Origin of the sequence: Amycolatopsis sp. 3B14 (assembly GCF_050958625.1) — a bacterium.
GTDB lineage: Bacteria > Actinomycetota > Actinomycetes > Mycobacteriales > Pseudonocardiaceae > Amycolatopsis_E > Amycolatopsis_E thermoflava.
On record NZ_JBHZEN010000008.1, the window covers coordinates 90,780 to 116,924 of the forward strand.

At 71.9% G+C, this 26,145-nt stretch carries 31 protein-coding genes; 9 read left to right on the plus strand and 22 right to left on the minus strand.

All coding sequences use genetic code 11. The features are described from left to right. Positions 1–35: 35 nt before the first annotated feature. The 4 genes from ACCP09_RS05425 to ACCP09_RS05440 are packed head-to-tail and all read right to left on the minus strand — an operon-like array spanning position 36 to position 4,348. On the minus strand, positions 36–1,307 hold the full coding sequence (locus ACCP09_RS05425) for a geranylgeranyl reductase family protein (RefSeq protein ID WP_020417413.1): 1,272 nt from the start codon (positions 1,305–1,307) through the stop codon (positions 36–38). Between the two features lie 43 nt (positions 1,308–1,350). Continuing rightward, positions 1,351–2,061, minus strand: coding sequence for a demethylmenaquinone methyltransferase (locus tag ACCP09_RS05430; RefSeq protein ID WP_433743549.1), 711 nt, complete (start codon positions 2,059–2,061; stop codon positions 1,351–1,353). Positions 2,062–2,070: 9 nt separating this feature from the next. After that, positions 2,071–3,222: a glycosyltransferase family 4 protein gene (locus ACCP09_RS05435; protein WP_433743552.1), complete on the minus strand. Its 1,152-nt coding sequence runs from the start codon at positions 3,220–3,222 to the stop codon at positions 2,071–2,073. A gap of 4 nt (positions 3,223–3,226) precedes the next feature. After that, complete coding sequence (locus ACCP09_RS05440) at positions 3,227–4,348, minus strand: glycosyltransferase family 4 protein (protein WP_208722369.1); 1,122 nt, start codon at positions 4,346–4,348, stop codon at positions 3,227–3,229. Between the two features lie 143 nt (positions 4,349–4,491). Between ACCP09_RS05440 and ACCP09_RS05445 the strand changes: the two genes are divergently transcribed. After that, positions 4,492–5,337, plus strand: a complete 846-nt coding sequence (locus ACCP09_RS05445; protein WP_027932757.1) for an inositol monophosphatase family protein — start codon at positions 4,492–4,494, stop codon at positions 5,335–5,337. 35 nt (positions 5,338–5,372) lie between these two features. Then, positions 5,373–5,762, plus strand: a complete 390-nt coding sequence (locus ACCP09_RS05450) for a zinc-ribbon domain-containing protein (RefSeq protein ID WP_433743555.1) — start codon at positions 5,373–5,375, stop codon at positions 5,760–5,762. Here ACCP09_RS05450 and ACCP09_RS05455 read toward each other — a convergent pair. Genes ACCP09_RS05455 through menD form a run of 4 tightly spaced genes read right to left on the minus strand, consistent with a single transcriptional unit; the run spans position 5,759 to position 10,075 of the window. Beyond that, entirely contained in the window at positions 5,759–6,322 is a 564-nt protein-coding gene (locus ACCP09_RS05455; protein WP_433743558.1) for a dihydrofolate reductase family protein, read from the minus strand. The genes ACCP09_RS05450 and ACCP09_RS05455 overlap by 4 nt on opposite strands. Before the next feature lie 22 nt (positions 6,323–6,344). Then, positions 6,345–6,830 (minus strand): hypothetical protein, encoded by a 486-nt coding sequence (locus ACCP09_RS05460; RefSeq protein ID WP_378333831.1) that lies wholly within the window; start codon positions 6,828–6,830, stop codon positions 6,345–6,347. 24 nt (positions 6,831–6,854) lie between these two features. Then, positions 6,855–8,354: a M1 family metallopeptidase gene (locus ACCP09_RS05465; RefSeq protein ID WP_433743561.1), complete on the minus strand. Its 1,500-nt coding sequence runs from the start codon at positions 8,352–8,354 to the stop codon at positions 6,855–6,857. Positions 8,355–8,410: 56 nt separating this feature from the next. Further along, positions 8,411–10,075: a 2-succinyl-5-enolpyruvyl-6-hydroxy-3-cyclohexene-1-carboxylic-acid synthase gene (gene menD, locus ACCP09_RS05470; RefSeq protein ID WP_378333829.1), complete on the minus strand. Its 1,665-nt coding sequence runs from the start codon at positions 10,073–10,075 to the stop codon at positions 8,411–8,413. A gap of 57 nt (positions 10,076–10,132) precedes the next feature. Here menD and ACCP09_RS05475 point away from each other — a divergent pair, with 57 nt between their 5' ends. From ACCP09_RS05475 to ACCP09_RS05490, 4 genes are read left to right on the plus strand one after another with little or no spacing between them, the layout of a single operon-like run. Further along, positions 10,133–11,056 (plus strand): 1,4-dihydroxy-2-naphthoyl-CoA synthase, encoded by a 924-nt coding sequence (locus tag ACCP09_RS05475; protein WP_123684098.1) that lies wholly within the window; start codon positions 10,133–10,135, stop codon positions 11,054–11,056. 7 nt (positions 11,057–11,063) lie between these two features. Then, positions 11,064–12,212 (plus strand): o-succinylbenzoate--CoA ligase, encoded by a 1,149-nt coding sequence (menE, locus tag ACCP09_RS05480; RefSeq protein ID WP_433743565.1) that lies wholly within the window; start codon positions 11,064–11,066, stop codon positions 12,210–12,212. 31 nt (positions 12,213–12,243) lie between these two features. Continuing rightward, positions 12,244–12,384: a hypothetical protein gene (locus tag ACCP09_RS05485; RefSeq protein ID WP_017986428.1), complete on the plus strand. Its 141-nt coding sequence runs from the start codon at positions 12,244–12,246 to the stop codon at positions 12,382–12,384. Positions 12,385–12,407: 23 nt separating this feature from the next. Next, positions 12,408–13,280: a 1,4-dihydroxy-2-naphthoate polyprenyltransferase gene (locus tag ACCP09_RS05490; protein WP_433743568.1), complete on the plus strand. Its 873-nt coding sequence runs from the start codon at positions 12,408–12,410 to the stop codon at positions 13,278–13,280. Between the two features lie 215 nt (positions 13,281–13,495). Here ACCP09_RS05490 and ACCP09_RS05495 read toward each other — a convergent pair whose 3' ends face one another. The 3 genes from ACCP09_RS05495 to ACCP09_RS05505 are packed head-to-tail and all read right to left on the minus strand — an operon-like array spanning position 13,496 to position 15,319. Next, a complete protein-coding gene (locus ACCP09_RS05495) occupies positions 13,496–14,569 on the minus strand; it encodes a PLP-dependent cysteine synthase family protein (RefSeq protein WP_433743571.1) in 1,074 nt (357 codons plus the stop codon). Beyond that, positions 14,553–14,834 carry a DUF4229 domain-containing protein gene (locus ACCP09_RS05500; RefSeq protein WP_027932766.1) on the minus strand — a complete coding sequence of 94 codons (282 nt, stop codon included), beginning with the start codon at positions 14,832–14,834 and terminating at the stop codon, positions 14,553–14,555. Before ACCP09_RS05500 ends, ACCP09_RS05495 begins: the two co-directional genes overlap by 17 nt. Positions 14,835–14,845: 11 nt before the next feature. Then, a complete protein-coding gene (locus tag ACCP09_RS05505) occupies positions 14,846–15,319 on the minus strand; it encodes an Lrp/AsnC family transcriptional regulator (protein ID WP_017986424.1) in 474 nt (157 codons plus the stop codon). Between the two features lie 212 nt (positions 15,320–15,531). On the opposite strand from ACCP09_RS05505, the gene ACCP09_RS05510 reads away from it, so the two are divergent. Together ACCP09_RS05510 and ACCP09_RS05515 are read left to right on the plus strand one after the other, a co-directional pair. Then, positions 15,532–15,741 (plus strand): BldC family transcriptional regulator, encoded by a 210-nt coding sequence (locus ACCP09_RS05510; protein ID WP_027932767.1) that lies wholly within the window; start codon positions 15,532–15,534, stop codon positions 15,739–15,741. 131 nt (positions 15,742–15,872) lie between these two features. After that, complete coding sequence (locus ACCP09_RS05515) at positions 15,873–16,046, plus strand: hypothetical protein (protein ID WP_017986422.1); 174 nt, start codon at positions 15,873–15,875, stop codon at positions 16,044–16,046. Position 16,047: 1 nt separating this feature from the next. Here the strand turns inward: ACCP09_RS05515 and ACCP09_RS05520 are convergent, their stop codons facing one another. From ACCP09_RS05520 to ACCP09_RS05535, 4 genes are read right to left on the minus strand one after another with little or no spacing between them, the layout of a single operon-like run. Next, the gene (locus ACCP09_RS05520) at positions 16,048–17,148 is read right to left on the minus strand and encodes a MinD/ParA family ATP-binding protein (protein ID WP_378364694.1); all 1,101 of its coding nucleotides are present in this window, start codon (positions 17,146–17,148) and stop codon (positions 16,048–16,050) included. Further along, on the minus strand, positions 17,148–18,137 hold the full coding sequence (gene ccsB, locus ACCP09_RS05525) for a c-type cytochrome biogenesis protein CcsB (protein WP_027932769.1): 990 nt from the start codon (positions 18,135–18,137) through the stop codon (positions 17,148–17,150). The genes ACCP09_RS05520 and ccsB overlap by 1 nt, the downstream gene beginning before the upstream one ends. A 3-nt stretch (positions 18,138–18,140) precedes the next feature. Next, positions 18,141–19,742: a cytochrome c biogenesis protein ResB gene (resB, locus tag ACCP09_RS05530; RefSeq protein ID WP_433743578.1), complete on the minus strand. Its 1,602-nt coding sequence runs from the start codon at positions 19,740–19,742 to the stop codon at positions 18,141–18,143. Then, positions 19,739–20,512, minus strand: a complete 774-nt coding sequence (locus ACCP09_RS05535; RefSeq protein ID WP_027932771.1) for a cytochrome c biogenesis CcdA family protein — start codon at positions 20,510–20,512, stop codon at positions 19,739–19,741. Before ACCP09_RS05535 ends, resB begins: the two co-directional genes overlap by 4 nt. A 121-nt stretch (positions 20,513–20,633) precedes the next feature. Between ACCP09_RS05535 and ACCP09_RS05540 the strand changes: the two genes are divergently transcribed. Further along, positions 20,634–21,200: a hypothetical protein gene (locus ACCP09_RS05540; RefSeq protein WP_123684103.1), complete on the plus strand. Its 567-nt coding sequence runs from the start codon at positions 20,634–20,636 to the stop codon at positions 21,198–21,200. Here the strand turns inward: ACCP09_RS05540 and ACCP09_RS05545 are convergent. The 7 genes from ACCP09_RS05545 to hemB are packed head-to-tail and all read right to left on the minus strand — an operon-like array spanning position 21,137 to position 25,933. After that, positions 21,137–21,712: a TlpA family protein disulfide reductase gene (locus ACCP09_RS05545; protein ID WP_020417391.1), complete on the minus strand. Its 576-nt coding sequence runs from the start codon at positions 21,710–21,712 to the stop codon at positions 21,137–21,139. The two genes, ACCP09_RS05540 and ACCP09_RS05545, sit on opposite strands and share 64 nt — an antisense overlap. Further along, complete coding sequence (locus tag ACCP09_RS05550; RefSeq protein ID WP_433743583.1) at positions 21,709–22,335, minus strand: histidine phosphatase family protein; 627 nt, start codon at positions 22,333–22,335, stop codon at positions 21,709–21,711. Before ACCP09_RS05550 ends, ACCP09_RS05545 begins: the two co-directional genes overlap by 4 nt. Continuing rightward, the gene (gene hemL, locus ACCP09_RS05555; RefSeq protein WP_433743586.1) at positions 22,332–23,633 is read right to left on the minus strand and encodes a glutamate-1-semialdehyde 2,1-aminomutase; all 1,302 of its coding nucleotides are present in this window, start codon (positions 23,631–23,633) and stop codon (positions 22,332–22,334) included. Before hemL ends, ACCP09_RS05550 begins: the two co-directional genes overlap by 4 nt. A gap of 25 nt (positions 23,634–23,658) precedes the next feature. After that, positions 23,659–24,003, minus strand: a complete 345-nt coding sequence (locus tag ACCP09_RS05560) for a hypothetical protein (protein WP_027932774.1) — start codon at positions 24,001–24,003, stop codon at positions 23,659–23,661. A 12-nt stretch (positions 24,004–24,015) separates the two neighbouring features. Next, positions 24,016–24,438 carry a DUF3093 family protein gene (locus ACCP09_RS05565; RefSeq protein WP_027932775.1) on the minus strand — a complete coding sequence of 141 codons (423 nt, stop codon included), beginning with the start codon at positions 24,436–24,438 and terminating at the stop codon, positions 24,016–24,018. Positions 24,439–24,441: 3 nt separating this feature from the next. Continuing rightward, positions 24,442–24,903, minus strand: a complete 462-nt coding sequence (locus ACCP09_RS05570) for a hypothetical protein (protein WP_027932776.1) — start codon at positions 24,901–24,903, stop codon at positions 24,442–24,444. 58 nt (positions 24,904–24,961) lie between these two features. Then, positions 24,962–25,933, minus strand: a complete 972-nt coding sequence (hemB, locus tag ACCP09_RS05575; RefSeq protein WP_433743591.1) for a porphobilinogen synthase — start codon at positions 25,931–25,933, stop codon at positions 24,962–24,964. Positions 25,934–26,145 lie beyond the last annotated feature (212 nt).

Here is a 26,145-nt window from a genome sequence, read left to right on the forward strand (position 1 = left end):
TGCGCACCCCGGTCCGCGGTGGGGCAGACCCCACCTCAGGCGCTGGGCGTCAACCGCGCGGCGAGCGAGATCATCCGGTCCACCGCGTCGCCGCCCTTGGCGTCGTAGCAGCCGGACAGGCCCTTGTAGATCAGCGGGATCAGCGGGTTGATCCGCAGCCCGTACTTGGTCGCCGCGCGCATGACCTTCGGGTTGCCGATCGCCTTCGCGAAGACGTTGCCGAGACGGTAGTAGCCGCCCATCAGCTCCTTCAGCGCCAGCGGGTAGCCACGCAGCGCGCGCTCCCGCGACGAGCCCTCGGGCCGGGCCAGCGCCTGCACCACGAACTCCGCCGCGAGCTGCGCCGACTCCATCGCCGCCGAGATGCCCTCGCCGTTGAACGGGCTCACCATGCCGCCCGCGTCGCCGAGCAGCAGCAGGCCGTCGCGGTAGTGCGGGGTGCGATTGAAGCCCATCGGCAGACCGGCGCCGCCGATCCGGCCGATCGCGTTCTCCTCGCGGTAGCCCCACTCCTCCGGCGTCGAGTCCAGCCACTGCCGCATCAGGGCGCGGTAGTCCATGTTCCGGAACGACTTCGAGGTGGACAGCATCCCGAGCCCGACGTTCACCGTGCCGTCACCGAGCGGGAACGCCCACCCGTACCCGGGCAGCAGCTGCGGGTTGCGCGGGTCCTTGCGGTCCCACAGCTCCAGGTGGCCCTCGATGAACGGGTCGTCGTGCCGTGGGCTCTTGTAGTACCGGCGAACGGCCACGCCCATCGGGCGCTTCTCGTCGGTCTCGATGCCGATCGAGCGGGCCAGCCGTGCGGACACGCCGTCACATGCCAGGACCAGCGGCGCGTGGTAGCGCACCGGGGTCTTCTCGGGCCCCTGCTTCCCCTCGACACCGATCACGCGGCCGGTGCGCTCGTCGGTGATCGCGCCGGTCACGGTGGTCCGCTCCAGCAGCCGGGCGCCCGCCTTGACGGCGGTCTTGGCCAGCAGGTCGTCGAAGTCCTGGCGGGTACGCGAGACGCCGTAGGGCGGGTAGCTGGTCAGCTCCGGCCAGTCCAGCTCCAGCGTCAGCTCCGCGGTGAGGATCCGCAGGCCGCGGCTGTGCACCCAGCCGGCCTCCTGGCTGGTGTCGATGCCCAGGTCGATGAGCTGCTTCACGCCGCGCGGGGTGAGGCCGTCGCCGCACACCTTCTCGCGCGGGAACTCGGTCTTCTCCAGCACCAGGACGTCGATCCCGGCGCGCGCCAGGTACGTCGCGACGGTGGATCCGGCCGGGCCAGCGCCGACGACGATTACCTGTGCGTCCTGGGTCATGCCTCGGAGTTTACGGGGAGCACTGCGACGCGGAGCGTCTCCATCAGGGGTGGTGGTCGGGCTGGCGGGTGGGCTTCCAGGCGCGATGGATGGCGACGACGCCGAAGGTCAGGTTCAGCCACTCCACCTTCGACCAGCCCGCGCTGGCGATGATCTGCGCCAGGCTGCGCTGGTCGTGCCATGCGGCCATCGATTCGGCCAGGTAGGAGTAGGCCTCGGGGTTGGTCGAGGAGAACCGGCCGAGCAGCGTCATGACCCGCAGGATGAACTTCTTGTAGACGAACCGGATCGGCGGGAATGTGGGGGTCGACACCTCGCAGATCACCAGCCGGCCGCCCGGCTTGACCACGCGCGCGATCTCTTCGAGCGCGGCCTTGGTGTCGACGAAGTTGCGGATGCCGAAGCTGATCGTCGCGGCGTCGAAGCTGTCGTCGGCGAACGGCAGGTGCAGCGCGTCGGCGGCGACCATCGGGACGCGGCGGTGCTTGCCGCTGCGCAGCATGCCGAGGGAGAAGTCCGCGGCCAGGCACCACGCGCCGCCGCGGGCGTACTCGGCGGTGGACACCCCGGTGCCCGCGGCGAGGTCGAGCACCCGCTCGCCGCGGCGGGCGTCCAGGACCCGCGAGGTCGTCGTGCGCCATCGCCGGTCGAACCCGAACGTCATGACCGAGTTCGCCCGGTCGTAGCCCTCCGAGACGCCGTCGAACATGGCGGCGACCTCGTGTGGATCCTTGTCCAGACTGGCTCGCGACATGTTTGAAGACTAGCTGCGGCGCTTGCCCCTCCGTTGAGGGCGGCGGTGGGCGACGGGTGGGGGTAAGGCAGTGAGCATCCCCCGCACGCTCGCGGGCCACGCGAATTCCTCCGCCCGGGCGCGCGAAGCCTTACGTCGCAGGTCTTCCGGGCTCTCCAGCAGGCCGGTCACGGCCGACGCGAACGCCCGCGGCACGTCCGGAACCGCGGCCCCGCAGCCGGGCCGGACGATCTCCCGCAGCGCCGAGGACTGCGACACCACCACCGGCGTCCCGGACGCCAGCGCCTCCAGCGCCGCGAGCCCGAACGTCTCGTGCGGACCGGGCGCGAGCGAGACGTCGGCGCTGGCCAGCAGCCGGGCCACGGCGGTGCGGTCGGACACGAACCCGAGGAATGTCACCGGCAGCCCGCGCGCCCGCCGTTCCAGCGCCCGGCGGCGCGGCCCGTCCCCGGCGATCACCAGCCGCACCCGGTCCCCCGCCTCGGTCAGCTCGGCGACGGTGTCCACACTGCGCTCGACGTGCTTCTCCGGCGACAGCCGTCCACAGTGGACCAGCAACGCGTCCGCGCCGGAGGCCAGCTCGTGCCGCAGGCCGGGATCGTGGTGCGTGGGGCGGAAGGTCGCGAGGTCCACCCCGAGCGGGACCTGGCGGACGTTGGCGACGCCGATCCGGTCGAACTCCTCGCGGGCGAACGACGTGGTGCAGACGACCGTGTCGTAGTTGCCCGCCATGCGCCGGTTGGCGGCGTCGGCGACGCGGCGGGCCAGCGGACCGGGCACCAGGAACTGCTCCAGCAGCCGGTCCAGCCGCTCGTGCGAGATCACCACGCTGGGCACGTCGCGCCGGTGCGCCCACACCCCCATCCCCCGCAGGGTCAGCCGGTCCGACACCTCCAGCCGGTCCGGGCGCAGCGCAGACAGCAACGCGCGCACCCGGTACGGGTCGACCGCGCGGTAGCCGCCGGTGCCGGGGATCTTCGGCGCGGGCAGGCTGATCCGCCGCACCCCGGTCGGCAGCTGCTCCTCGGCGTGCCGGGGCCCCGGCACGACCAGCGTCACGCGGTGGCCGCTCGCCACGTATCCGGCGCCGAGGTGGTGCAGCGCCGTGCGCAGACCACCGGACCGGGGCCCGTAGAAGTTCGCCAGCTGGACGATGTGCATGGCATCAGGCGGCTCGCGCCACGCGGCCGGTGACCACCTCGTAGTGGTTCACCAGCTCCGCGCACACCGCGGGCCACGTCCGGCCGAGCACGACCTTGCGGGCCTTGGTCCCCAGCCGGTCCCGCAGCGCCGGGTCACGCAGGTCGCGCACGCGCCGCACCAGCTCCTCGGCGAACCCGGCCGGGTCGGGCGGCAGCAGGAAGCCGGTGCGGCCGGGCAGGACGAGGTCCCGCGGGCCGCCCGCGTCCGGCGCCAGCACCGGCAGCCCGGACGCCATCGCCTCCTGCACCGCCTGGCAGAACGTCTCATGCGGGCCGGTGTGGACGAACACGTCGAGGCTCGCGTAGGCCGCGGACAGCTCGTCGCCGTAGCGGGCGCCGAGGAAGGCGGCGCCGGGCAGGCGTTCGGCCAGCTCCTCGCGGTCCGGCCCGTCACCCACGATCACCAGCCGCACGCCGTCCACCCCGGTCAGGGCGGCGAGCCTGCCGACCTCCTTCTCCGGCGCCAGCCGCCCGACGAACCCGACCAGCAGCTCCCCGTTCGGCGCGAGCCGGGCCCGCAGGTCCGGGTCCGCGTGCGCCGGCGAGAACCGCTCGACGTCCACCCCCCGGCCCCACCGGTGCACGCGGGGCACACCGTGCGCACGCAGGTCCTCCACGGACTGGGTGGACGGTGCGAGCGTGCGGTCGGCCTTGGTGTGCAGCCGCCGCACCCACCGCCACGCGGCCCGCGCGCCGAGGCCGAGCCCGTACGCGGTGGCGAACCCGGCGATGTCGGTCTGGAACACCGCGATCGAGGGCACCCGCAGCCGCCGGGCCGCGGCCAGCCCGCGGGCGCCGACCACGAACGGCGATGCCAGGTGCACCACGTCCGGCCCGAACGCGGCCAGCGCGGTCAGCACCGTGCGGGTGGGCAGGCCGATCGGCAGCGAGTTCACCACCGGCAGGTCCAGCGCCGGGATGCGCACCACGGGCGCGCCCCGGTAGTGCGTCGGCCCGGTGAGGCCGGGCGCGACCACCATCACGTCGTGGCCGGTGCCGGTGAGGTGCTCGATGATCCGCAGCACGGAGTTGGTCACGCCGTTCACCTGCGGGAGGAAGCTTTCGGTGACGATGGCGACGCGCACGATCCCCACCGTGGCAGCCGGTCCGGTTCGCGGAGAAAAGCCCGCGTGACGACGGGACCAACGGTGCCCGAACTTCACGAAGCTTTCTCCGCTTCACCTGGGTGTCGCGTCCCGGACATCTGCTGCCGCCACACTCGGCTGGCGTGACCCTCCTCTCCGCCCGTCCACCCCACCCGGTCGAACCGGGCTTGCTGTCGCGAGCGCTCGAGGTCGCCGGGCGGCTGGCCAACGACGCCACCGACGTGATCACGGCGACCGCGGGCCGGGGCGCCCACCCGGACGTGGCGGACTCGCCGTTCGACTGGGTCACCGACACCGACCGCATCCTGGAGCGGCACACCCGCCGCGTGCTGACCGCCGAGTTCCCCGGCATCCCCGTCGTCGGCGGCGAGTTCGGCGCCGACACCGGCGCGGACTCGGCGGCCTACCGCTGGGTGGTGGACCCGGTCGACGGGACGGCCAACTACGTCGCCGGGGTGCCGTGGTGCGCCTACAGCCTCGCGCTGGTCGACGCGTCCGGACCGGTCGTCGGTGTGGTCGCCGACCCCTACCGCGCGCAGATCTACGCCGCCGCCCGCGGCCGCGGCACGCGCGCCAACGGCAAGCCGGTCAAGCTGGTCGACCGGGACCGCATCGCCGGGTCGATCGTGTGCACCGAGCTGGCCCGCAAGGGGCCGTGGCCAGGCATGGGCTCGTTCATCGAACGCGCCGCCGAGGCACACGCCGGGGTTCGCGTGCTCGGCTCGGCCGCGTTGTCGATCGCCCAGGTCGCGCTCGGGCACGCGATCGCCGCGGTGCTGCACAGCTACCACGAGTGGGACGTCGCCGGGTCGGTCGCGCTGGCCATCGAGGCGGGCGCCGTCGTGCTCGACCGGCGCGGGTCGGACAGCCCGCTGCCCACCGACGGCCTGCTTGTCGCCGCGCCCAGCGTCGCCGAGGAAGTCCTGTCCTGGTGGCAGGAAACCGAACGGGGCATCCGCGCGTCCTAGGTCCCGACAAGAACACGGACCCGGGAGAACACCACATGCTGATCTACGGCTGGCGCAAGAGCGTCCAGGAGCTGGCCACCGCGACCTACCTGTGCGGGAACTGCCAGAACCCGAGCGCGCACGCGCTGCGCCGCGCCGTCACGAAGTTCACGCTGTTCTTCATCCCGCTGTTCCCGATCAGCTCGAAGTACTTCACGGTGTGCACGTTCTGCGGCATGACGAACAAGCTGACCAAGGACGAGGCGCAGCAGGTCCAGGCCATGCAGCAGCAGGCGCCGGCGCCGCAGCCCATGCCGCAGCAGCCGCCCGTGCCGCAGGCCGGCTACCCGCAGGCCGGGTACCCGCAGGCCGGGTACCCGCAGCCGGGTCACGCGCCGCAGCAGTACCCGCAGCAGCAGATCCAGCCGCCGCGCCAGGGGTTCTAACGCACCACGCGGTAGTGGAGGAAGGCGACCTTGTCGCTGAGGGTGCGGGTCTCGACGAGTTCGAGGTCCACCCGGCGTTCCTGGTGGGCGAAGAACGGGGTGCCACCGCCGACGAGCACCGGGTGGACCCGCACGAGGTACTCGTCGATCAGCCCGGCCGCGGCGACCTCGGCGGCCAGGGTCGCGCCGCCGATCGCGATGTCGCCGTCCCCCGGCTCGGCGCGCAGCCGCTCGATCTCCTCGGCCGGGCTGCCGGAAGCCAGCCGCGTGTTGCCCTCCACCGCGGGCAGCGTGGTGGAGAACACGACCTTGGGCATCGCCTTCCAGATCGCGGCGAACTCGAGCTCCGCGTCGTTCAGGGTCTGCTCCTGTTCGGCGGTTTCCCAGAACAGCATCGTCTCGTAGAGCCGCCGCCCCATCAGGTGGAAGTCGACGCCGCGCACCTCCTCGATGGCGAGGCGGAAGACTTCCTCGGTGGGCGCCGACCAGTCGAACCGGCCGTCCGGCCCGACGATGTAGCCGTCCAGCGAGACGGACATCGAGTAGGTGACGCTGCGCATGGAAGTCCCCTCGCTGCCGGAGTCAGCCGGACTTCACCGTGGTGCCGGCCTCGACGACGGTGACCTCCGGCTCGGTCACCTCCGGCTCGCGGCGCAGTCGCTGGCGGATCAGCCAGGCCACCGCGCCTGCGACCACCCAGGTGATCAGGATGGTGGTGCCCAGCGGCAGCAGCGTCAAGGTCGCGGTGCGGCCCGCGACGCGGGCCAGGTCCGGGTCGGTCGCGTCGTACTCGATGCGCACCAGGTCGCCCGCAACCAGCCCGGCCGGGTAGAGCACGCCGTTGGACGGGCTGTGCACGATGCCGTCCGGCGTCTCGAACCGGATGATCGTCCGGTCCCAGGCCACCGCGTCCACCTCGGCCGTCGCCGTGCCCAGGTTGCCGGTGATCGCCTGGTCGTTGCGGATCGCGGCGAGCAGCAGGCCGGCGCACAGCACGGTGATCACGACGGCGACGGCGAGCACGCAGCGACGGCCGATCTTCAGCCACCACAGAGTTCTCGCCGTCACTCCTCCGAGCATAGAAGGTGCGGGTTAACGGCTGTCTCCGGCCGCCTGCAGCTGGTGGGTGCGCTGGATGGCGGGGTAGGACCGCGGCTGGGCGGCGGCACGCAGGGTCGCCGCGCCGTTCGGGCCGGTGGCCGGCTTGCCCGCGGTGAACAGCCAGGTCTGGAACAGCTGCTGCAGCGGCTTGCCGGAGACCTCCTCGGCCAGCGCGACGAAGTCGCTGATGCGGGCGTCGTCACCCCGGTGCCGGGCGACCCAGGTGCGCAGGATCGTGAAGAACGCGTCGTCGCCGACGGCGGTCCGCAGCGCCTGCACGGCCAGCGCGCCGCGGTCGTACACGGCGTCGTCGAACTGGTTGGCCGCTCCCGGGTCGCCGGGCAGGACCTGCCAGAACGGGTCGTCGGCCGGGTAGGAGTCGTAGACGTACTGGGCGAGCTCGGCCGCGGTGCCCTCGCCCTGGTGCTCCGACCACAGGTACTCGGCGTAGCTCGCGAAGCCCTCGTTGAGCCAGATGTCGCTCCAGCGGCCCAGCGAGACGGAGTCGCCGAACCACTGGTGCGCGTTCTCGTGCGCGACGACCGAGGTGTTCGTCCCGGCGACGAAGAACTTGTTGCTGTACACCGGCCGCGTCTGGGCCTCCAGCGCGAAGGTCAGGCCGGTGCTGACCACCCCGCCCTGCGCCTCGAACGGGTACTCGCCGAACTGGCTCGCGAGGAACTCGACGATCTCCGGGGTGCGCTCGACGCTGGCCTTCGCCGCGCCGAGGGAGTCGCCGGTGGCCGGGTCGTACGCGGTGACGAACGGCTGCCCGCCGGGCGTGGTGGCCTGGTTGACCTCGAACTTCCCGACTTCAAGGGTGGTGGCGTAGGTGTTCTGCGGCTGGGTGCTGCGCCAGTTCCAGCGCGTCCAGCCTGCCCGCTGCTTGGTCTTGCGGACGAGCGTGCCGTTGGACAGGGCGGCGACGTCGTCCGGCACCTCGACCGAGACGTCGTAGGTGGCCTTGTCGGTCGGGTGGTCGCTGGCCGGGTACCACCACTGCGAGTTCTGCGGCTCGTCGACGGCGAGCGCGCCGTCCGGGGTCTTCTTCCACGCGGTGTAGCCGTCGATGACGACCTTGGACGGGGTGTCCGCGTAGGTGACGACGACGGTGACCGGCTGGTTCTTCGCGAGCGGCTTGGCCGGGGTGACCTCCAGCTCGCCCTCGCGGACGGTCCGGAAGGCGGCGGGCACGTTGTCGACCCGGATCCCGCTCACGTGGAGCCCGAAGTCGAGGTCGAAGCTGGACAGCTCCTGCGTGGTCCTGGCGAGGATCGTCGTGGTGCCGGCGAGCTGGTCGGTGGCCGGCTGGTAGGTGAGGCGGATGTCGTAGTGGGCGACGTCGTAGCCGCCGTTGCCGGCGTACGGGTAGTAGGGGTCGCCGGCTCCGGCAGCGCCCGGGGCGGGCGCGGCGGAGGCGGTCGAAGCGAGGAGCACGATCGCGATTCCGGTGGTCACGGCCCCCAGGCCGGCGCGAGTTCGCAGACGCATGGCGGGGACGCTAGCGGGAAAACTTCCCACCGGACACGTCCGAAAGAAGGTTCCCGCTAACTGAGAGCGGTGGACACCGCCGAGCGAATGCGGGCGTGCAGATCGCGGTGGCGCGACCGGTCCACCTGCACCTCGACCACCCGCAGACCGGGCGCCGGGCGCAGCGCCTCGCGGAACTCCTCGATCGTTCCGGCCTGTACGTGCGGGATGCCGAACCCGGCACACAGCGCCGAGAGGTCCGCGCCGTGCGGGGTGCCGAACACGTGCTCGAACGCGTCCCGGTGCTCGGGCGCCCCCTGCTCGAGCAGCGAGAAGATCCCGCCGCCGTCGTCGTTGAGCACCACGATCGTCAGGTCCGGGCGCGTCTCCGGCGGGCCGGCCAGCAGACCGTTCACGTCGTGCAGGAACGTCAGGTCGCCGAGCAGTGCGTACGACTGCCCGCGGTGCACCGTCGCCGCGCCGATCGCCGTCGACACCGTGCCGTCGATGCCCGCCACGCCGCGGTTGCGGTGCACCAGCACGTCCGGTCGCATCCGGCCGGCGAGCGCCACGTCGCGCGCCGGGTTGGACGAGCCGACCACCAGCAGCGCGTCCGGCGGCAGTGCGTCGACCAGCTCGGACGCCAGCCGCAGCCCGCTCGGCCACTGCTCGCGCCGCAACGCCGTGCCGACCGCCTCGTTCGCCAGCGCGTCCGCCCGCTGCCACGCGGCCAGCCACTCCGGATCGGCCGGCTTGGTCGGCGAGTCGAACCACTGCCCGACCTGCCGCACGTTGTGGGCGGGCGCCGGCCAGTCCGAGTCCGGGCGCACCAGCAGCACCTCGACGTCGGCGTCCGACAGCAGCTGCTGGATCTGCCGGAACACCGTCGGCCTGCCGAGGCACAGCACCTGCTCGGGCTTGTGCCGCCGGATGAACTCCTCGGCGCCGAGCAGCCACACGCCGGACGAGATCGCCGACGACCCGAGCAGGCCGAGCCCGCCGGTCTCCGAGATCACCGGCCAGCCGTGCTGCTCACCCCACTCACCGGCGGCGCGCACCCCGCTGTCGCACGCGATGACCAGACCGCAGCGGGCCGACGGGACCACGAACGACGGCAGCGCTCCGAAGTCCGGCAGCTCGGTCCAGCGCTCCCCGCCGGGGCGGCCCTCCAGCGACTCGAACCACTCGTCGTCGCCGTCGGGCACCAGCGGCTCGCGGAACGGGACGTTCAGGTGGACCGGGCCACACCGCCATTCGCCGTACGCCGCGTTCCACGCCCGGCAGATCTGGCTGCGCCAGTACGCGTTCTGGCCACCCCGCCGCTCGGCGACGGCCAGCTCGTCGAAGTACCGCACCGCGCCGCCGTAGAGCCGCTGCTGCTCGATGACCTGGTTAGCGCCCGCGGCCCGCAGCTCGGGCGGGCGGTCGGCGGTGAGCACGATCAGCGGGACCCCGGCGCGGTCGGCCTCCAGGACGGCCGGGTGGAAGTTCGCCGCCGCGGTGCCGCTGGTGCAGACCACGGCGACCGGGCGCCCGGTGCGCGCCGCGATGCCCAGCGCGAGGAAGCCCGCGCCCCGCTCGTCGATGCGGACGTGCAGCTGGAGGCGCCCGGCGGCGGCCGCGTCGTACAGCGCCAGCGACAGCGGCGCGTTGCGGGAACCGGGGCAGAGCACCACGTGGGAGACGGTGTTGCGGACGAGTTCGTCCACGATCACCTTGGCCTGGGCGGTCGACGGATTCACCGGGGACCCCCCGGCGTGTCACCCGTCACCACAGTCACACGGCCTATTCTCCCAAACGTGCATGACGCCCAGGTTTCCGAGCTGTTCGACCCGTCCGCCTGGACCGAAATCGAGGGTTTCGGTTTCACCGACATCACCTATCACCGTTCCGTCGAGGCCCGCTCCGGCAAACGCGTCGTGCGCGTCGCGTTCGACCGCCCCGAGGTTCGCAACGCCTTCCGCCCGCACACCGTCGACGAGCTGTACCGCGCTCTCGACCACGCGCGGATGAGCTCAGATGTCGGCTGCGTCCTCCTGACGGGGAACGGTCCCTCGCCGAAGGACGGTGGGTGGGCGTTCTGTTCCGGTGGTGACCAGCGTATTCGCGGTCGGTCCGGGTATCAGTACGCGAGCGGCGAGACCTCCGACACGGTGGACCCCGCGCGTGCGGGCCGCCTGCACATCCTGGAGGTCCAGCGGCTGATCAGGTTCATGCCGAAGGTCGTGATCGCGGTGGTCCCGGGCTGGGCCGCGGGCGGCGGGCACTCGCTGCACGTGGTGTGCGATCTCACCCTCGCCTCGGCCGAGCACGCGCGGTTCAAGCAGACGGACGCCGACGTCGGCTCGTTCGACGGCGGGTTCGGGTCGGCCTACCTGGCGCGTGAGGTCGGGCAGAAGTTCGCGCGGGAGATCTTCTTCCTCGGCCGCGAGTACACCGCCGAGCAGATGCACCGGATGGGCGCGGTCAACGCGGTCGTGCCGCACGCCGACCTGGAGGCCGAGGCCCTGCAGTGGGGCTGGGAGATCCTCGGCAAGTCGCCGACGGCCCAGCGGATGCTGAAGTACTCGTTCAACCTGATCGACGACGGGCTGGTCGGGCAGCAGGTCTTCGCGGGCGAGACCACCCGGCTGGCCTACATGCAGGACGAGGCCGTCGAGGGGCGGGACGCGTTCCTGCAGAAGCGGGATCCCGACTGGTCCGCCTTCCCCTACTACTACTGAGGTGCGCGTGCGCGAGGTCTGGCTGCGGGGTCCGGAGTCGGTCGACGAGCTGGCCGGTGCCGTGGCGGCGGCGCTCGACGGGGGCGAGGCCGTGCTGCCCCTGGACGGCGGCGACCCCAAGGCCGCCGGGTTGCTGGCGGGCATGCGGCCGGACGAGCCGGTGGAGCCGGGCACCGCGGTGATCATCGCGACCTCCGGGTCCACCGGTGAGCCCAAGGGCGTCCTGCTGTCCGCCGAGGCGCTGCAGGCCTCGGCGGCGGCCACCCACGCCCGGCTCGGCGGGCCGGGCCGCTGGCTGCTCGCCACGCCCGCGAACTACATCGGCGGCCTGCAGGTGCTGGTCCGGTCCATGCTGGCCGGACAGCCGTTCGCGGTGCTGCCGCCAGGGCCGTTCCGGGCGGAGCGCTTCGCCGAGGCCGCGCGGCCGGTGCTCGCCGGGGACGGGCCGCGCTACACCGCGATGGTCCCGACCCAGCTGACCCGGCTGCTCGACGCCGGCGGCCCCGGGCTGGACGCGGCCAAGGCGTTCGACGCGATCATCCTCGGCGCCGCCGCGACCACCCCGACCCTGCGCGCCCGCGCCGCCGAGGCCGGGGTGCGGATCGTCCCGTCCTACGGGATGAGCGAGACCGCGAGCGGCTGCGTCTACGACGGCGTGCCGCTGGACGGGGTCGACGTGCGGATCGCCGACGACGGCCGGATCCTCATCGCGGGGCCGGTGCTCACCCACGGCTACCGGCTGCGGCCCGACCTCACCGCGGAGGCGTTCGACGGCGGCTGGTTCCGCACCGGGGACCGCGGGCAGCTGCGCGACGGGCGCCTGGAAGTCCTCGGCCGCCTCGACGACGTGATCAACACCGGCGGGGTGAAGGTGTCCGCGGCGGCGGTGGAACGCCTGATCACGGCCCTGCCCGGGGTGCGGGAGACGTGCGTCGTCGGGCTGCCGGACGCCGAGTGGGGTCAGGTCGTCGCGGCCGCGGTCGTGCCCGAGGGCGAGGCGCCGGACGTGGACGAGCTGCGGGCCGCGGTGCGCTCGGCGGCCGGCGCCGCGGCTGTGCCGAAGCGGGTCGAGTTCGTTACCACACTCCCGCTGCGCGGGCCCGGCAAAATCGACCGAACAGCGGTCGCGGAGCAGATTTTTCCCCCGGTTGGTTGACATCCGGCGCGGACCGTTTTTCAGTTAGCCAATGATCTCGCTGAAACGTCTCCTGGTCGCGGCCGTCGGTGCCGCGTTCGCCGTCCTCGCGGTGGCCGGCACGGCGGCGGCCGACCCGCCCCTCCCGGACTCCGGCACGCTCACCTGGTCCGTCCCGGTCGCCGGGGAGTAGGCGCGCTCGACGAGAATGCAGTCATGGCGACTGTGACGGAGTGGATCGAGGGTGCCCGGCCGCGGACGCTGCCCAACGCGGTGGCACCGGTCGTGGCGGGCGTGGGGGCGACGATCCAGCTGGGGGCGTTCACCTGGTGGCAGTCGCTGCTGGCGCTCCTCGTGGCGCTCGCGCTGATCATCGGCGTCAACTTCGCCAACGACTACTCCGACGGCGTCCGCGGCACCGACGCCGACCGGGTGGGCCCGTTGCGCCTGGTCGGCTCCGGTGCCGCGGCGCCGAAGCTAGTGCTCACCGCCGCGCTGACCTGCTTCGGCGTGGCCGGCGTACTCGGGCTGGTGCTGGTGGCGGCCACCGGGCGGTGGTGGCTGCTCGCGATGGGCGCCGCGTGCATCCTCGGCGCCTGGTTCTACACCGGCGGCCGGAAGCCCTACGGGTACGCGGGGCTCGGCGAGGTCGCGGTGTTCATCTTCTTCGGACTGGCCGCGGTGCTGGGCACCGTGTACGTGCAGGCCGGCCGGATCAGCTGGGAGGCGCTCGGGGCCGCGGTGGCGGTCGGGTGCTTCTCGATGGCCGTGCTAGTGGCCAACAACCTGCGGGATATCCCGACCGACCGGGTGGCCGGGAAGGTGACCCTCGCGGTGCGCCTGGGCGATGCCGGCACGCGGCGGTTCTACCTGGTGCTGATCGCGGTGCCGTACGTCGTGACGGTGCTGCTCGCCGTGTGGCACCCCTGGCTGTTGATCGCGCTGGTGACCGCGCCGCTGCTGCGGACCCCGGTGCGGGTGATCACCGGTGGGGGGACCGGGCCCGGGCTGATTCCGGTGCTGAAGGACACCGGGTTGGCGATGCTGGCCTGGTCGGTGCTTGCTTGTGTGGGGTTGGCGGTTTCGTAGCCGCTACGCGGGTGTTGAGGGCGCCGGGCTTCGCTTCGCTACGCCCGGATCTGCCCCTCCCGAACCCGATCTTTCAGTGTTCGGTTGCCGAGACACCGCGTCAAGGCGGGAAAGCGTGCCTTGACCCGGTGGCTCGGCAACCGATTTGGCTGGGGATCGGGTTGCGGGAGAGGGGTGGTTCGGGGGTTTGGTTGCGTTTCGTTGCCGGGTGGCTGTTAGGTCGTCCACTTGCCGGTGGCTAGGAAACGTTCCATGCGTTGGGTGTGTGGGGTTAGGTCGAAGCCTTGTTCGGCGATCCAGCTGTCGTTGTAGTAGGTGTGGGCGTAGCGTTCGCCGCCGTCGCAGATGAGGGTTACCACGCTGCCCACCTGGCCCGCTTCGAGCATGCCCGCGATGATCTCGAACGCGGCGTACAGCGCGGTGCCCGTCGAGCCGCCCGCCCAGTGGCCGGTGCGTTCCCGCAGCAACCTGATCGCCGCCATGGACGCGGCGTCCGGGACCTGGATCATGTGGTCGATGACCGTCGGCACGAACGACGGCTCCACCCGCGGCCGTCCGATGCCTTCGATCCGTGACGGCATGCCCGTGGTGTAGTCCATCGCGCCGGTCTGCCACGCGCCGTAGAACGACGAGTTCTCCGGGTCGGCCACCGCGATCTTCGTGGTGTGCCGCCGGTAGCGCACGTACCGGCCGAACGTCGCGCTCGTCCCGCCGGTGCCCGCGCCCACCACGATCCACGACGGCACCGGATGCCGTTCGGCGCGCATCTGGGCGAACACCGACTCCGCGATGTTGTTGTTGCCGCGCCAGTCCGTCGCCCGCTCGGCGTAGGTGAACTGATCGAGATAATGCCCGCCGCACTCCGCGGCCAGCCGCTCGGCCTCGCTGTACATCGCGGACGGCACGTCCACGAAGTGGCACCGGCCGCCGTAGAACTCGATCAGCTCGATCTTCTCCTGGCTGGTCTTCCGCGGCACCACCGTCACGAAGTCCAGCCCGAGCATCCGCGCGAAGTACGCCTCGCTCACCGCGGTCGAGCCGCTGGACGCCTCGATCAACGTCGTTTCCGGGCCGATCTGCCCGTTGACCAGCGCATAGAGCAACAGGGACCGGGCCAGCCGGTGCTTGAGCGAGCCGGTCGGGTGCACCGACTCGTCCTTCAGGTAGAGGTCCACGCCCCACTCGGGCGGCAGCGGGAAGCAGTGCAGGTGCGTGTCGGCGCTGCGGTTCGCGTCGGCCTCGATGAGGCGGATCGCCTCGCGCACCCACGCCCTATTCGTCGGCGGCATCCTCGCCCCGCAGCTGGGCCCGCAGCTTCGCCCGCTCCCGCGCCCGGTGCTCGTTGCGCGCCGCGAGGCCGGCGGTCACCCGCGCGTTCAGCTTGCGGAACACGAGCAACCCGACCGGCAGGCCGACCACCACACCGACGGCGACGGCCACCAGCAGCGGCACCTTCACCAGGACGAGCACGGCCGCCACGACGACGATCAGCCCGAACCGCGCGAGCAGGTAAAGCGTCAGGTCACGGCCCAGATGAGTACGGGTCTCGCTCACGTTTGACGAGCCTACGCGCCGGTCGGCGGCGGGTCTTCCAGCACCGTGTTGTTCGGCCTGCCCTCGAACCGCGTGGACAGCACCACCGTGGTCCGCGTGCGCGCCACCCCGGCGATCCGGCGCAACCGGCCCAGCGTGTGCTCCAGGTCGTCGACCGTCGGCACCCGCACCTTGACCACGAACGCCTCGTCCCCGGCGACCGCGTAGCAGCTCTCGACCTCGGGCAGCGCGCCCAGCTCCTCGGCCACGTCGTTGTCCTCGGCCGTGTCGGTCGGCTGGATGCCGACCAGCGCCGTCACCCCGAGACCCACCGTGCTCGGGTTCACGGTCGCGTGGTACCCGGTGATCACCCCGGCCGCCTCCAGCTTGCCGACGCGCTCGTGCACGGACGACGCGGACAGCCCCACGGTTCTGCCCAGCTCCGCGTACGTGGCACGGCCGTTCAGGCGCAGCGCGGCGATGATCTTGCGGTCCAGGGCATCCACGCGGACCAGCCTAGGCGGCCGTTACCCACGGCCAGCGACCGCTGCCCGCACAGTTGCTTAGCGTCCACAAGCTGGGCGTTTTGTCCATTACTTACCCTTTACTGTTCGACAACCGTTCGAGTACCTGGCGGGTGAGATGCCACGATTGCCGTGTTGATCGAACCGGGGCTTCGACCTCCGGTTTAGCAGTTTGGTCGTGAAGGAGGCGGAAAATGACCGCTAGCACGGGAGGGCGCCTGCTGACGCCCGGCGAAGTCGCCGCGTTGTTCCGGGTGGACCCGAAGACCGTGACCCGGTGGGCGACCGCGGGCCGCATCGGCTCGATCCGCACCCCGGGTGGGCACCGGCGGTTCCGGGAGTCCGAGGTCAACGCCCTGCTGGCCGAGCTCACCACGGACGCGAGCGAGCCCGCGCGTATCTGAGCAGGTGGCGAGAACCCCGCGGACCGGCCCGGCCGGACCCGCGGGGCCCGAGCGCGTCAACCGGAACTCACGCCGGAGGGGTTACCCTCGGTGGAGCAGTTCCGCGCCAACGCACTCGGAAGGGAGCGGGGATGATCTACCTGCTCGCAGCGATCGGAGCGCTCACCATCGCTGTCCTGTTGTGGCGAGCCTTCGGCCCCGAGCACGTCGGGGTGTCCTCGCGAGCGACCGTCCCACCGGACGACGACCCCGAATTCCTGCGCAAGCTCGGCGAGCAGAAGCCGCCGAAGTCCGAGGAGGACTGACCTACCGCTTACCCGGGAAGGCATCCGCCATCGTCGCCGCGAGTTCCAGGAGCGCCGTGCGGGTCTCCGGCGTCAGGCGCTCCAGCTCGATCTCCGCGCCCTCTTCGAGGTGCGGGTCGAACGGAATCCGGCATACCGCGCGGGTTCGCGCCGCGAAGTGCGCGGCCAGCTTGTCCAGGTCCACCGAACCGGCCTTCGGGCGGACCGAGTTGATCACGGTCACCGACCGCTTCACCAGGTCGCCGTACCCGTGGGCGTCCAGCCAGTCCAGCGTCGCCGAGGCGCTGCGGGAACCGTCGACCGAGCCTGACGACACCACCACCAGCGCGTCGGCCGCGTCGAGCACGCCCTTCATCGCCGAGTGCATCAGGCCGGTGCCGCAGTCGGTGAGCACGATGTTGTAGAAGTGCTCCAGCAGGTTGACCGTGCGCAGGTAGTCGCTCTCGGAGAACGCCTCCGACACCGCCGGGTCCTGCTCGCTGGCGAGGATCTCCAGCCGGCTCGACCCCTGTGACGTGTAGGCTCGGACGTCGCTGTAGCGCGTGATCTTGTCCGCGTCCCGCAGCAGGTGCCGCACCGTCGCCGTGGTCTCGATCGGGATCTTCTGCGACAGCGTGCCGCGGTCCGGGTTCGCGTCGACCGCGATCACCCGGTCACCTCGCAGCGCCGCGAACGTCGAGCCCAGCGTGGTGGTGATCGTGGTCTTGCCGACCCCACCCTTGAGGCTCAGCATCGCGATCCGGAAGCACCCGCGCAGCGGCTGGTTCACCCGCGCGACCAGCTCGCGCTGCCGCTGCTCCTGCGGGCTCTCCCCCGGGTTGATCAGCTTGCCGGAGGCGACGTAGACCGCCTTGCGCCAGCCCGACTGGGGCACGCGCTTCGGCGGCCGCACCGCCCGCTCGGGCGACGCGTGACGCGGCCGCGACGGCTGCGGCAACGGCGGGTACGGGTACTGCGGCTGCCCGTACTGCTGCTGTTGCAGCGGGGGCAGATTCGGGTCGTAGCCGGGCTGCTGGTGCCGCGGCGGCGGAGGAGCCGGGTGCGAGGTGGAGTCGGTTCGTTCGTCGGAGAAGTAGGACTCGGGTTCGCGCGGCTCGGTCATCAGCCGACCCCGGCGTAGGAATGCAGGCCCGTGGTGACGAGGTTGACGAAGAACAGGTTGAACACCGTCACCGCGAAGCCGACGGTGTTGATGACCGCCGCGCGGGTGCCGCGCCAGCCCGCCGTGGCCCGCGAGTGCAGGTAGGCGGCGTAGACGATCCACGCGATGAACGCGGTGGTCTCCTTCGGGTCCCAGCCCCAGAACCGGCCCCACGCGGCCTCGGCCCACACCGCGCCGCACAGCACGCCGAACGTGAACAGCGGGAACGCGAACACGGTGGTGCGGTAGGCGATGCGGTCGAGCACGTCGGCCGCGGGCAGCCGCGAGCCGAACCGGGCGAACCGCTTCGGGTCGCGCTCGTGCGCCGAGCGGATCAGGTACAGGATGCTCGCGACACCGGGCACCAGGAAGATGCCGGACGAGACGGCCGCCGCGGAGACGTGGATGACCAGCCAGTACGACTGCAGCGCGGGCTGGACCGGCGCGGCCACGGTGTAGAGCATCGTGCCGCCGACGAACATCAGGATGACCACCGGCAGCAGCAGGAAGCCGGACAGGTGGCGCGCCGGGAACTTGCGGATCACCACGAGCCAGGTCACCACGGCGATGAACGTCACCGCCATGATGTATTCGTACATGTTGCCCCACGGCACGCGGTGGGTCGCCAGACCACGCAGCACCAGCGCGGTCAGGTGCAGCAGCGCGCCCAGGACGGTCAGCGCGGCGCCCATGCGGCCGATGCGCTCGGCGCGGCCACGGGCGGCGCGGGCCGCGGGAGTTTCAGCCGGAGGGGTGACCGTCTCGGTGCTGTCCGGGCCGCCGGCGCCGACGAGTTCACGCGCCCGCTCCCGGGTGCGCTCGGCCGCGCGGCGCCCCTTGGCGCCGAAGGACTGTTCGATGAGGAAGAAGACCAGCGCCAGTACGTAGATCGCGGTCGCCGTCGTGTAGGACCAGTCGCTGTACTGGGACAACGTTGCGTTGACCGGCATTACCTACCTCTTCTTCTTGCCTGTGAGCAGCTCTTCCGCGATCCGGGTGAACTCCTCGCCGTAGCCCGCCTGGTCGGTGCGGGCGAGCCCGCCCACCTCGACCACGGTACCCGTCCCGCCCTCGCCGGCCGGGACGACCCGCACCCACAGCCTGCGACGTTTGATCAGCAACGACAACCCGAGGCCGAGGAACATCGCGACGGCGAACCCGAGCACGTAGGTCTGGGTCGGGTCGTGCGAGATCTGCAGCGACACGAAGCGCTGCACCCCGTCGAACCGCACCACGGTGCCGTCGTCGAGGGTGACCGACTGGCCCACGTTGAGGTTCGACCGAGCCACCCGCGCCAGCCGCCCGTCGTCCACCATGGACTGGTCGATGGAGAAGATCGACTGGCTCTGCCCGGAGTCGAGTCCGAGGTCGCCGCGCATCACGTCGACCGCGACCATCGGGTTGGTCATCTCCGGGCCGCCGCCGGTCAGCACCCCGCCGTGCAGCAGGCCGTCCGGCGCGAACAGACCGGTGATCGCGAGCTGCTTGGTGCGCCGCTCGAACGGGTCGGTGATGTTCGGCGGGTCGAACTTGGTCGCGCCCTCGTTGAGCGTCCCGGTGCCGTCGGTCGGGCGCCACTGCGTGGCCTGCGTGCGGGTGGTGCCGTCCGGCCAGGTGATGGTGAAGATCGGCGAGTAGCCGTTGCCGAGCAGGTAGACGCGGTCGCCTGCCAGGCGCAGCGGCGAGTTGACCTCGAGCAGGTAGTCCCGCCAGGTGCCGGTCTCCAGGTCCGCGCCCGCCTGGTACTGGACGTTCGACTTGTACTGGATGGGCTGGCCGGCCTCGGTGAACTCGGCGGTGAAGTCGTTCACCTTGACGCAGAACGGGTTCAGGTCGGTGCCGTCGACGCGCAGGCCGGGAGTGAACGAGTCGTAGGCGTAGATCCCGGAGTTGCAGAACTGGGACCCGTTGGCCTGGACGATCACCTGGCCCTCGTAGGTGTACATCTTGCCGAGCGCGAACGCGATGATCAGCCCGAGCATCCCGAAGTGGAAGACCAGGTTGCCGGTCTCGCGCAGGTACCCGCGCTCGGCGCTGATCGTGCGGGTGCCGTCCTCCTCCGCGCGCTCGACGCTGCGCCAGCCCTTGAGCCGGGCGCGGGCGGCGGCGACGACCTCGTCCGGGTCGCGCGGGGTGGTGGCCTTCGCGAAGTGCGGCAGCCGGGACAGGTTGCGCGGGGTCAGCACCGGCTTGGCCCGCATCGACTTCAGATACTCGACGCTGCGCGGCAGCAGGCAGCCGATGAGCGAGATCATCAGCAGCAGGTAGATCGCCGAGAACCAAACGCTGGAGTAGACGTTGAAGAACTGCAGGCGGTCCAGCAGCGTGCCCCACCAGCCGTGGTCGGCGATGTACTGCTCGGTCTTCGGGGCGTTGAGCGTGCGCTGCGGCAGCAGGGCGCCGGGCAGTGCGGCGAGCGCGAGCAGGAAGAGCAGGATCAGCGCGGTGCGCATCGCGGTGAGCCCGCGCCAGGTGTTGCGCAGGAACGCCAGGACGCGCTTGGCGGGCGAGTCGCGGTACGGCTTGGGGTCCGCGGGCGCTTCGGTGGCGGTCACAGCGGCAGCACCGTGTCCGTGACGAAGGCGTCGCGCAACCAGCTGACCAGCTCGCCCCACAGGCCGGTGACCAGCAGGACCCCGACGACGAGGAGCAGCACGCCGCCGAAGATCTGCACCCGGCGGCCGTTGCGGCGCAGCCAGTCGGTGGCGCGCACGGCCCAGCGCGCGCCGAACGCGATGAGCAGGAACGGCAGGCCGAGGCCCAGGCAGTAGACCAGGACCAGCAGGAACCCGCGGGCGCCGCTGGAGCCGGTGCCCGCGGCCAGCGCGAGCACCCCGGACAGCGTCGGGCCGATGCACGGCGTCCAGCCGAGCCCGAACACCGCGCCCAGCAGCGGCGCGCCGAGCAGACCGCCGCGCGGCACGCGGTGCGACCGGACGTCGCGCTGCAGCGCCGGGATGAGACCGAGGAACACCAGGGCCATCGCGATCGTCACCACGCCGCCGACGCGCTGCAGCAGGTCCTGGTTGACCAGCAGGGCGTCGGCGAGCCACACCAGGCTGCCGACCCCCGCGGCGAACACGACGGTGAAGCCGAGCACGAACAGGCCGGCCGCGCCGACGACGGCGTAGCGGCCCTTCTTGCGGTCCTCGTCCGCGGTCACGGCGGGCGCGTCGGCGCCGACCAGCGCGGCGAGGTAGGCGAGGTAACCCGGCACGAGCGGGACGACGCACGGCGAGGCGAACGAGATGGCGCCGGCGAGCAGGGCGACCCCGGCGGCGAGCAGCAGCGGCCCGGAGGTCGCCAGCTCGGTCACGGAGTTCACGGTTCGAGGGTAAGCAGTGAGTTCGGTGTGAGTTCACCGGGATGGTCTCGGCCGATCGGCTGAGGACGCCGAGCTCTTCGACCGAAGCCGGCGCCGTGGTCCGCACCATACCTTTTCGTCCATGACGATTCCGCTGCGTGTCCACGCGTCGCTGTCCGTGCTGGTCGGAGCCCCGCTGGTGTGGGAAATCACGCGCGCCGAACCCGCCTGGCGCTCGGTCCCGTTCCTGCTGTGCTGCGCGCTGACGGCCGCCGCGCCATGGGCCGCGCTGCACCTGCGGTGGTGGGCCGGGGCGCTGATGGCCTCCGCGGGCGTGCTCGGCTCGGCCGGTGCGCAGCTCGCGATGGACCACCTCGTCGTGCGGCCGGAGGTGGTGAACCTGCCCGCCGTGCAGGTCGCCGGCGTGCTCGCGGTGCTGGTGATCGTCCTGCGCGGCGCCGGGAAGTGGGGCGCCGCGCTGGGCGCGGCCGGCCTGACGGCCTCCGCCGCCGCGGCCACCGTCGCGATCCAGCAGTGGGCGCGGGTCTCGCCCCAGCTCGCGACGCCGCACCCGCCGACGGTCGCCGGGACCGCGTTCCTGCTGTTCGGCGCCGCGCTGGCGCTCGGCGTCTTCCTGCGGTCGGGTTATTCGGCGGCGAGCCGCTGGACCACCGGCTCGATGTCGCTGGCCAGGATCGACCGCAGGTAGACCGCGGCCACCCGCTGCTGCTTGTCCAGGATGATCGTGGACGGCACGACGTTGCGCGGGTAGCCGGACAGCTGCAGCAGGCTGCGGCCCGGCGGGTCGTAGATGGACGGGTAGGTCAGCTGCCGGTTGCGCACGAAGTCCTGCGGCGCCGAGCGGTCGTCGTCGCGGACGTCGAGGCCGAGCACCTGCACGCCGTTGGCCTGGTGCGCCAGGTAGAGCTTCTCCAGCTCCGGCGCCTCGGTGCGGCACGGCGCGCACCACTGGCCCCAGATGTTGATCACGACGACCTTGCCCGCGTAATCCGCGACCGAGATGGTCTTGCCCTCGGTCATCAGGTCCTCGCCGGACAGGTTCGGGATCGGCTGCCGGTCGGCGCCCTCGTAGAGGATGTCGGTCTTGCCGCCCGGCGCGACGAACTCGAAGTTGCTGCCCTGCGACACCGCGTCGTTCCCGGTGCTGCACCCGGCGAGCACGCACACGCTCGCCAGGACCGCCGCGAGGATCCGCTTCATGCCCCGGTGACCTTCGGGTCGGTGCCGCCGGCCGGCTCGCTGTAGACGATCTTCACCAGCTCCTCGCCGTCGAACACGAGGCTGGTCAGCGACGCGAGCGAGCACTGGCGGCGGCGCGGGTCGTGCCACAGCGGCTTGGCCTCCAGGAACCGGCGCAGCGTCCAGATCGGCAGCTGGTGCGACACGCACAACGCCTCGTGGCCCTCGGCCTTCGAGCGGGCCCGCAGGACCGCGCCGAGCATCCGGTGCGCGATCTCCACGTACGGCTCGCCCCACGAGGGCAGGAACGGGTTGCGCAGCTTCGACCAGTGCCGCGGCTGGCGCAGCGCGCCGTCGCCGACCGCGACCTTCTGGCCCTCGAACATGTTGCCCGCCTCGATCAGCCGCTCGTCGGTCTGCACGTCGAGCCGGTGCGCCGCGGCGATCGGGGCCGCGGTCTCCTGCGCGCGCTGCAGCGGCGAGGCGACCACGTGGGTGATGTCGTGGGCGGCGACGGCCTCGGCGACCGTCAGTGCCTGGCGGCGGCCGCGCTCGGACAGGTGGAAGCCGGGCAGGCGGCCGTAGAGGATCCCCTCCGGGTTGTGCACTTCGCCGTGCCGCAGGAGGTGCACGATGGTCGTCACTGACGGGCCTCCGCAGCGGCCTTCGCAGCCGCGGGCAGCGCGGCCTCGATGACCTCGAACGCCGCGTCGTCCATCGCGGAGTTGACGAACCAGGCCTCGAACGCGCTCGGCGGCCCGTACACGCCGCGCTCCAGCAGCGCGTGGAAGAACGGCGGGAAGCGCCAGGTGTCCGCGCTGGTGGCGTCGTGGTAGTTGCGCACCGGCTCCTCGCGGAAGAACACGCTGAGCAGGTTCCCCGCGTAGGCCACGTGGTGCGGCACCCCGGCCTTGGTCAGCGCCTCGGTGAACAGCGCGCCGAGCCGCTGCGAGTTGGCGTCCAGGCGGCGGTACACCTCGTCGTCGGCCGCGCGCAGGGTCGCCAGGCCCGTGGCCACCGCGACCGGGTTCCCGGACAGCGTGCCGGCCTGGTAAACCGGGCCCGTCGGGGCGAGCCGGGCCATCACGTCGGAGCGGCCGCCGAACGCCGCGGCGGGCAGCCCGCCGGACATGACCTTGCCGAACGTGTAGAGGTCGCCGGGCACGCCCTCGATGCCGAACCAGCCGGACCGGGACACCCGGAAGCCGGTCATGACCTCGTCCATGATCAGCAGCGCGCCGTGCTCGTGCGCGAGGTCACGCAGCTGGGCGTTGAAGTCCACGTCCGGCGCGACGGCGCCCATGTTGCCCGCGGCGGCCTCGGTGATGACCGCCGCGATCGAGTCCGGGTTGTCCGCGAACGACTGCCGCACGGCCTCGATGTCGTTGTAGGGCAGCACGATCGTGTCCGCGGCCTGCGCCCCGGTCACCCCGGGCGAGGTCGGCAGGCCGAGCGTGGCGACGCCGGAGCCGGCCTGGGCGAGCAGCGCGTCGACGTGCCCGTGGTAGCAGCCGGCGAACTTGACGATCTTGCTGCGGCCGGTGAACCCACGGGCCAGCCGGATCGCGCTCATCGTCGCCTCGGTGCCGGAGTTGACCAGCCGCACCTGGTGCACCGGGTCGACCCGGTCGATGATCTCCTCGGCCAGCTCGACCTCGCCGATCGTCGGCGTGCCGAACGACAGGCCCGAGCTCGCGGCCGCGCGGGCCGCCTCGACGACCGCCGGGTGCGCGTGCCCGAGGATCATCGGCCCCCACGAGGACACCAGGTCCACATACCGGTTGCCGTCCGCGTCCCACAGGTACGGACCCTCGCCGCGCACCATGAACCGCGGCGTGCCGCCCACCGAGTTGAACGCCCGCACCGGGGAGTTCACCCCACCCGGCGTCACAGCGGCGGCCCGGTCGAACCATGCCCTGGACTTGTCGACTGCTTGCGTCACAGACCCCAGTCTTGCAAAGGTCCCGTCAGGCCTGGTTCAGGTGTCCGGTGAAGTAGCCGAAGTCGTCCTCGCCGCGCTCGGACTCGCGACTCTTGCGGCGGCGCCTGACGCGCACCGCGAGCAGGACCTCGCGGACGGCGTCGACCAGCAGGATCCCGGCGACCACGCCGAGGCCGATCGCGCCGGACATCCAGCTCCCGACCCAGCGCGTGCTGGTCAGGACGGTGCCGTCGGTGAGGGTCACCACGACCGTGTGCACGCCCTGCTGCCACAACTGGAAGGCGCCCCACACGGCCACCGCCGCCAGCAGCACCTCGGCCAGCGCGACCACCGCGCGCACGGGCTGGTTGAGGCGGGCCTGTTCAGTCACGTGAGCAGCCTCTCATGCCGTCCGCGCCTCCTGCAGCGCGGTCCGCAGCGCCTCGACGTCCTTGGCCCATGCGAGCACGACGGTGCCGTCGGTGAGCCGGACGGGCAGCGAGTCGTATTTGTTCGGGGTGGTCCAGCCGCCGCCGAGCACCCGCGCCCCGGTCGGCGCGCCGACGTCGGCGACCTCGGCGATGTCGGTCAGCGGCAGCCGTTCGCGGCCCTGCCACAGCGCTTCGCCGGTGACGCGGACGGTCAGGAACCGCCGCCGCGCGTACACCCACGGCGCGGTGATCGCGGCCAGCCCGAGACCGACGATCACCCACGCGACGGTGTGCGTGGCGCCGGTGAGCAGCTCGGCCAGGAACCCGAGCAGGGCGAAGCCGGGCCCGTACGCGAGGGCCGTCCAGCTCGCTCCGCGTTCCAGGTACCGGTCCACGGCTTACCGGCGGCTGACCTTCGGGAAGAACGGCTGCACCGACGGGATGTACATCAGCGCCAGCGCGACCAGGCCGAGCAGCGTCGCGACCAGCGAGATGCCGGTGTAGGCCTGCATCACGAACTGGAACACCAGCGTGATCGCCACCAGGACCGTCAGGACGGTGCGGGCGGAGCGGGTGCCCTGGCGCGCCTTCCAGGCGAACAGCACGAAGAAGGCCGCGAACGACACCGAGCCGACCAGCAGCATCGCGAACAGCACCGTGGTGCCGGACGCGATCTTGTCCGGGGTGATCTGCGTGTTCGTGTTGGCCTTGACCAGGGTGTCGATGACCTGCTGGCGGGCCAGGAACACCACCAGGTAGGCGATGACGAGGACCACCGCGGAGGCGACCCACAGCCAGAACGACACTTGCACCGGCCTCGGCGGCTCGGGCCGTTCGACCAGGTCGTCCGATTCACTCACCCGTCAGAGCCTACTGTGCCGACGGCGCCGCCGACGCAGCCGGGCCGCGGCCGCTGGCTCAGTCCAGCCAGGCCACCGCTTCCGTCGCCCAGTAGGTCAGGATCATGTCCGCACCCGCGCGGCGGATCGAGGTCAGCACCTCCAGGATCGTGCGCTCGCGGTCCAGCCAGCCGTTCGCCGCGGCCGCCTCGACCATCGCGTACTCGCCGGAGATGTTGTACGCCGCCACCGGGACCGGGGACGCGTCGGCCGCCAGGCGGATCACGTCCAGGTACGACAGCGCCGGCTTGACCATGATCGCGTCGGCGCCCTCTTCGACGTCCAGCTCGAGCTCCCGCAGCGCCTCGCGCGCGTTGCCCGGGTCCTGCTGGTACGTCTTGCGGTCGCCCTTGAGCTGGGAGTCCACCGCCTCGCGGAACGGGCCGTAGAACGCGCTCGCGTACTTGACGGAGTAGGCCAGGATTCCGGTCTCGGTGTGGCCTGCCTCGTCGAGCGCCCGGCGGATCACGCCGACCTGGCCGTCCATCATGCCGCTCGGCCCGAGGAGGTGCGCCCCTGCTTCGGCCTGGGCCACGGCCATGTCCGCGTACACCGCCAGCGTCGCGTCGTTGTCCACGGCTCCGCGGTCGTCCAGCACGCCGCAGTGGCCGTGGTCGGTGAACTCGTCCAGGCAGGTGTCGGCCATCAGGACGGTCGAGTCGCCGAGCTCCGCACGCAGGTCCCGCAGAGCCACGTTGAGGATGCCGTTCTCGTCGACCGCGCCGGAGCCGGTCGCGTCCCGGTTCGCGGGCACGCCGAAGATCATCAGCCCGCCGACGCCTGCCTGCACCGCTTCCACGGCCGCCTTGCGCAGCGTGTCCCGGGTGTGCTGGACGACGCCCGGCATGCTCGAGATGGGCCGCGGCGCGGTGGCGCCCTCGGCGACGAACATGGGCAGGATCAGCTGACGCGGCCGGAGGGTGGTCTCACTGACGAGGCGCCGCAGCGCCGCCGTGCTCCGCAACCGGCGGGGACGATGCTCGGGAAACACCCCATCGACGGTACTCCGGCCACGGAACGCGCTCGGGGCCGCCCGCGACATCTCACGGACGGCCCCGAGGGTCGGACGATCAGGAAGAACGCCGGGTGCGCTTACCCCGGAAATGACTCGCGGCCGCCCGCGGTTGACCACGAGCGGCCCAAGCCGACGATCAAGAGAACCCCCGAGAGCGCGTTACCTTCCTCGGCGGCGGCAGGGCGCGT

Bases quoted from the DNA above. Each gene is read 5' to 3' on its own strand.
- ACCP09_RS05425 (WP_020417413.1), bottom strand. From the start codon at position 1,307: ATGACCCAGGACGCACAGGTAATCGTCGTCGGCGCTGGCCCGGCCGGA.
- ACCP09_RS05430 (WP_433743549.1), bottom strand. From the start codon at position 2,061: ATGTCGCGAGCCAGTCTGGACAAGGATCCACACGAGGTCGCCGCCATG.
- ACCP09_RS05435 (WP_433743552.1), bottom strand. From the start codon at position 3,222: ATGCACATCGTCCAGCTGGCGAACTTCTACGGGCCCCGGTCCGGTGGT.
- ACCP09_RS05450 (WP_433743555.1), top strand. From the start codon at position 5,373: ATGCTGATCTACGGCTGGCGCAAGAGCGTCCAGGAGCTGGCCACCGCG.
- ACCP09_RS05455 (WP_433743558.1), bottom strand. From the start codon at position 6,322: ATGCGCAGCGTCACCTACTCGATGTCCGTCTCGCTGGACGGCTACATC.
- ACCP09_RS05465 (WP_433743561.1), bottom strand. From the start codon at position 8,354: ATGCGTCTGCGAACTCGCGCCGGCCTGGGGGCCGTGACCACCGGAATC.
- ACCP09_RS05485 (WP_017986428.1), top strand. From the start codon at position 12,244: ATGATCTCGCTGAAACGTCTCCTGGTCGCGGCCGTCGGTGCCGCGTTC.
- ACCP09_RS05490 (WP_433743568.1), top strand. From the start codon at position 12,408: ATGGCGACTGTGACGGAGTGGATCGAGGGTGCCCGGCCGCGGACGCTG.
- ACCP09_RS05495 (WP_433743571.1), bottom strand. From the start codon at position 14,569: ATGCCGCCGACGAATAGGGCGTGGGTGCGCGAGGCGATCCGCCTCATC.
- ACCP09_RS05510 (WP_027932767.1), top strand. From the start codon at position 15,532: ATGACCGCTAGCACGGGAGGGCGCCTGCTGACGCCCGGCGAAGTCGCC.
- ACCP09_RS05515 (WP_017986422.1), top strand. From the start codon at position 15,873: ATGATCTACCTGCTCGCAGCGATCGGAGCGCTCACCATCGCTGTCCTG.
- ACCP09_RS05520 (WP_378364694.1), bottom strand. From the start codon at position 17,148: ATGACCGAGCCGCGCGAACCCGAGTCCTACTTCTCCGACGAACGAACC.
- ccsB (WP_027932769.1), bottom strand. From the start codon at position 18,137: ATGCCGGTCAACGCAACGTTGTCCCAGTACAGCGACTGGTCCTACACG.
- ACCP09_RS05540 (WP_123684103.1), top strand. From the start codon at position 20,634: ATGACGATTCCGCTGCGTGTCCACGCGTCGCTGTCCGTGCTGGTCGGA.
- ACCP09_RS05545 (WP_020417391.1), bottom strand. From the start codon at position 21,712: ATGAAGCGGATCCTCGCGGCGGTCCTGGCGAGCGTGTGCGTGCTCGCC.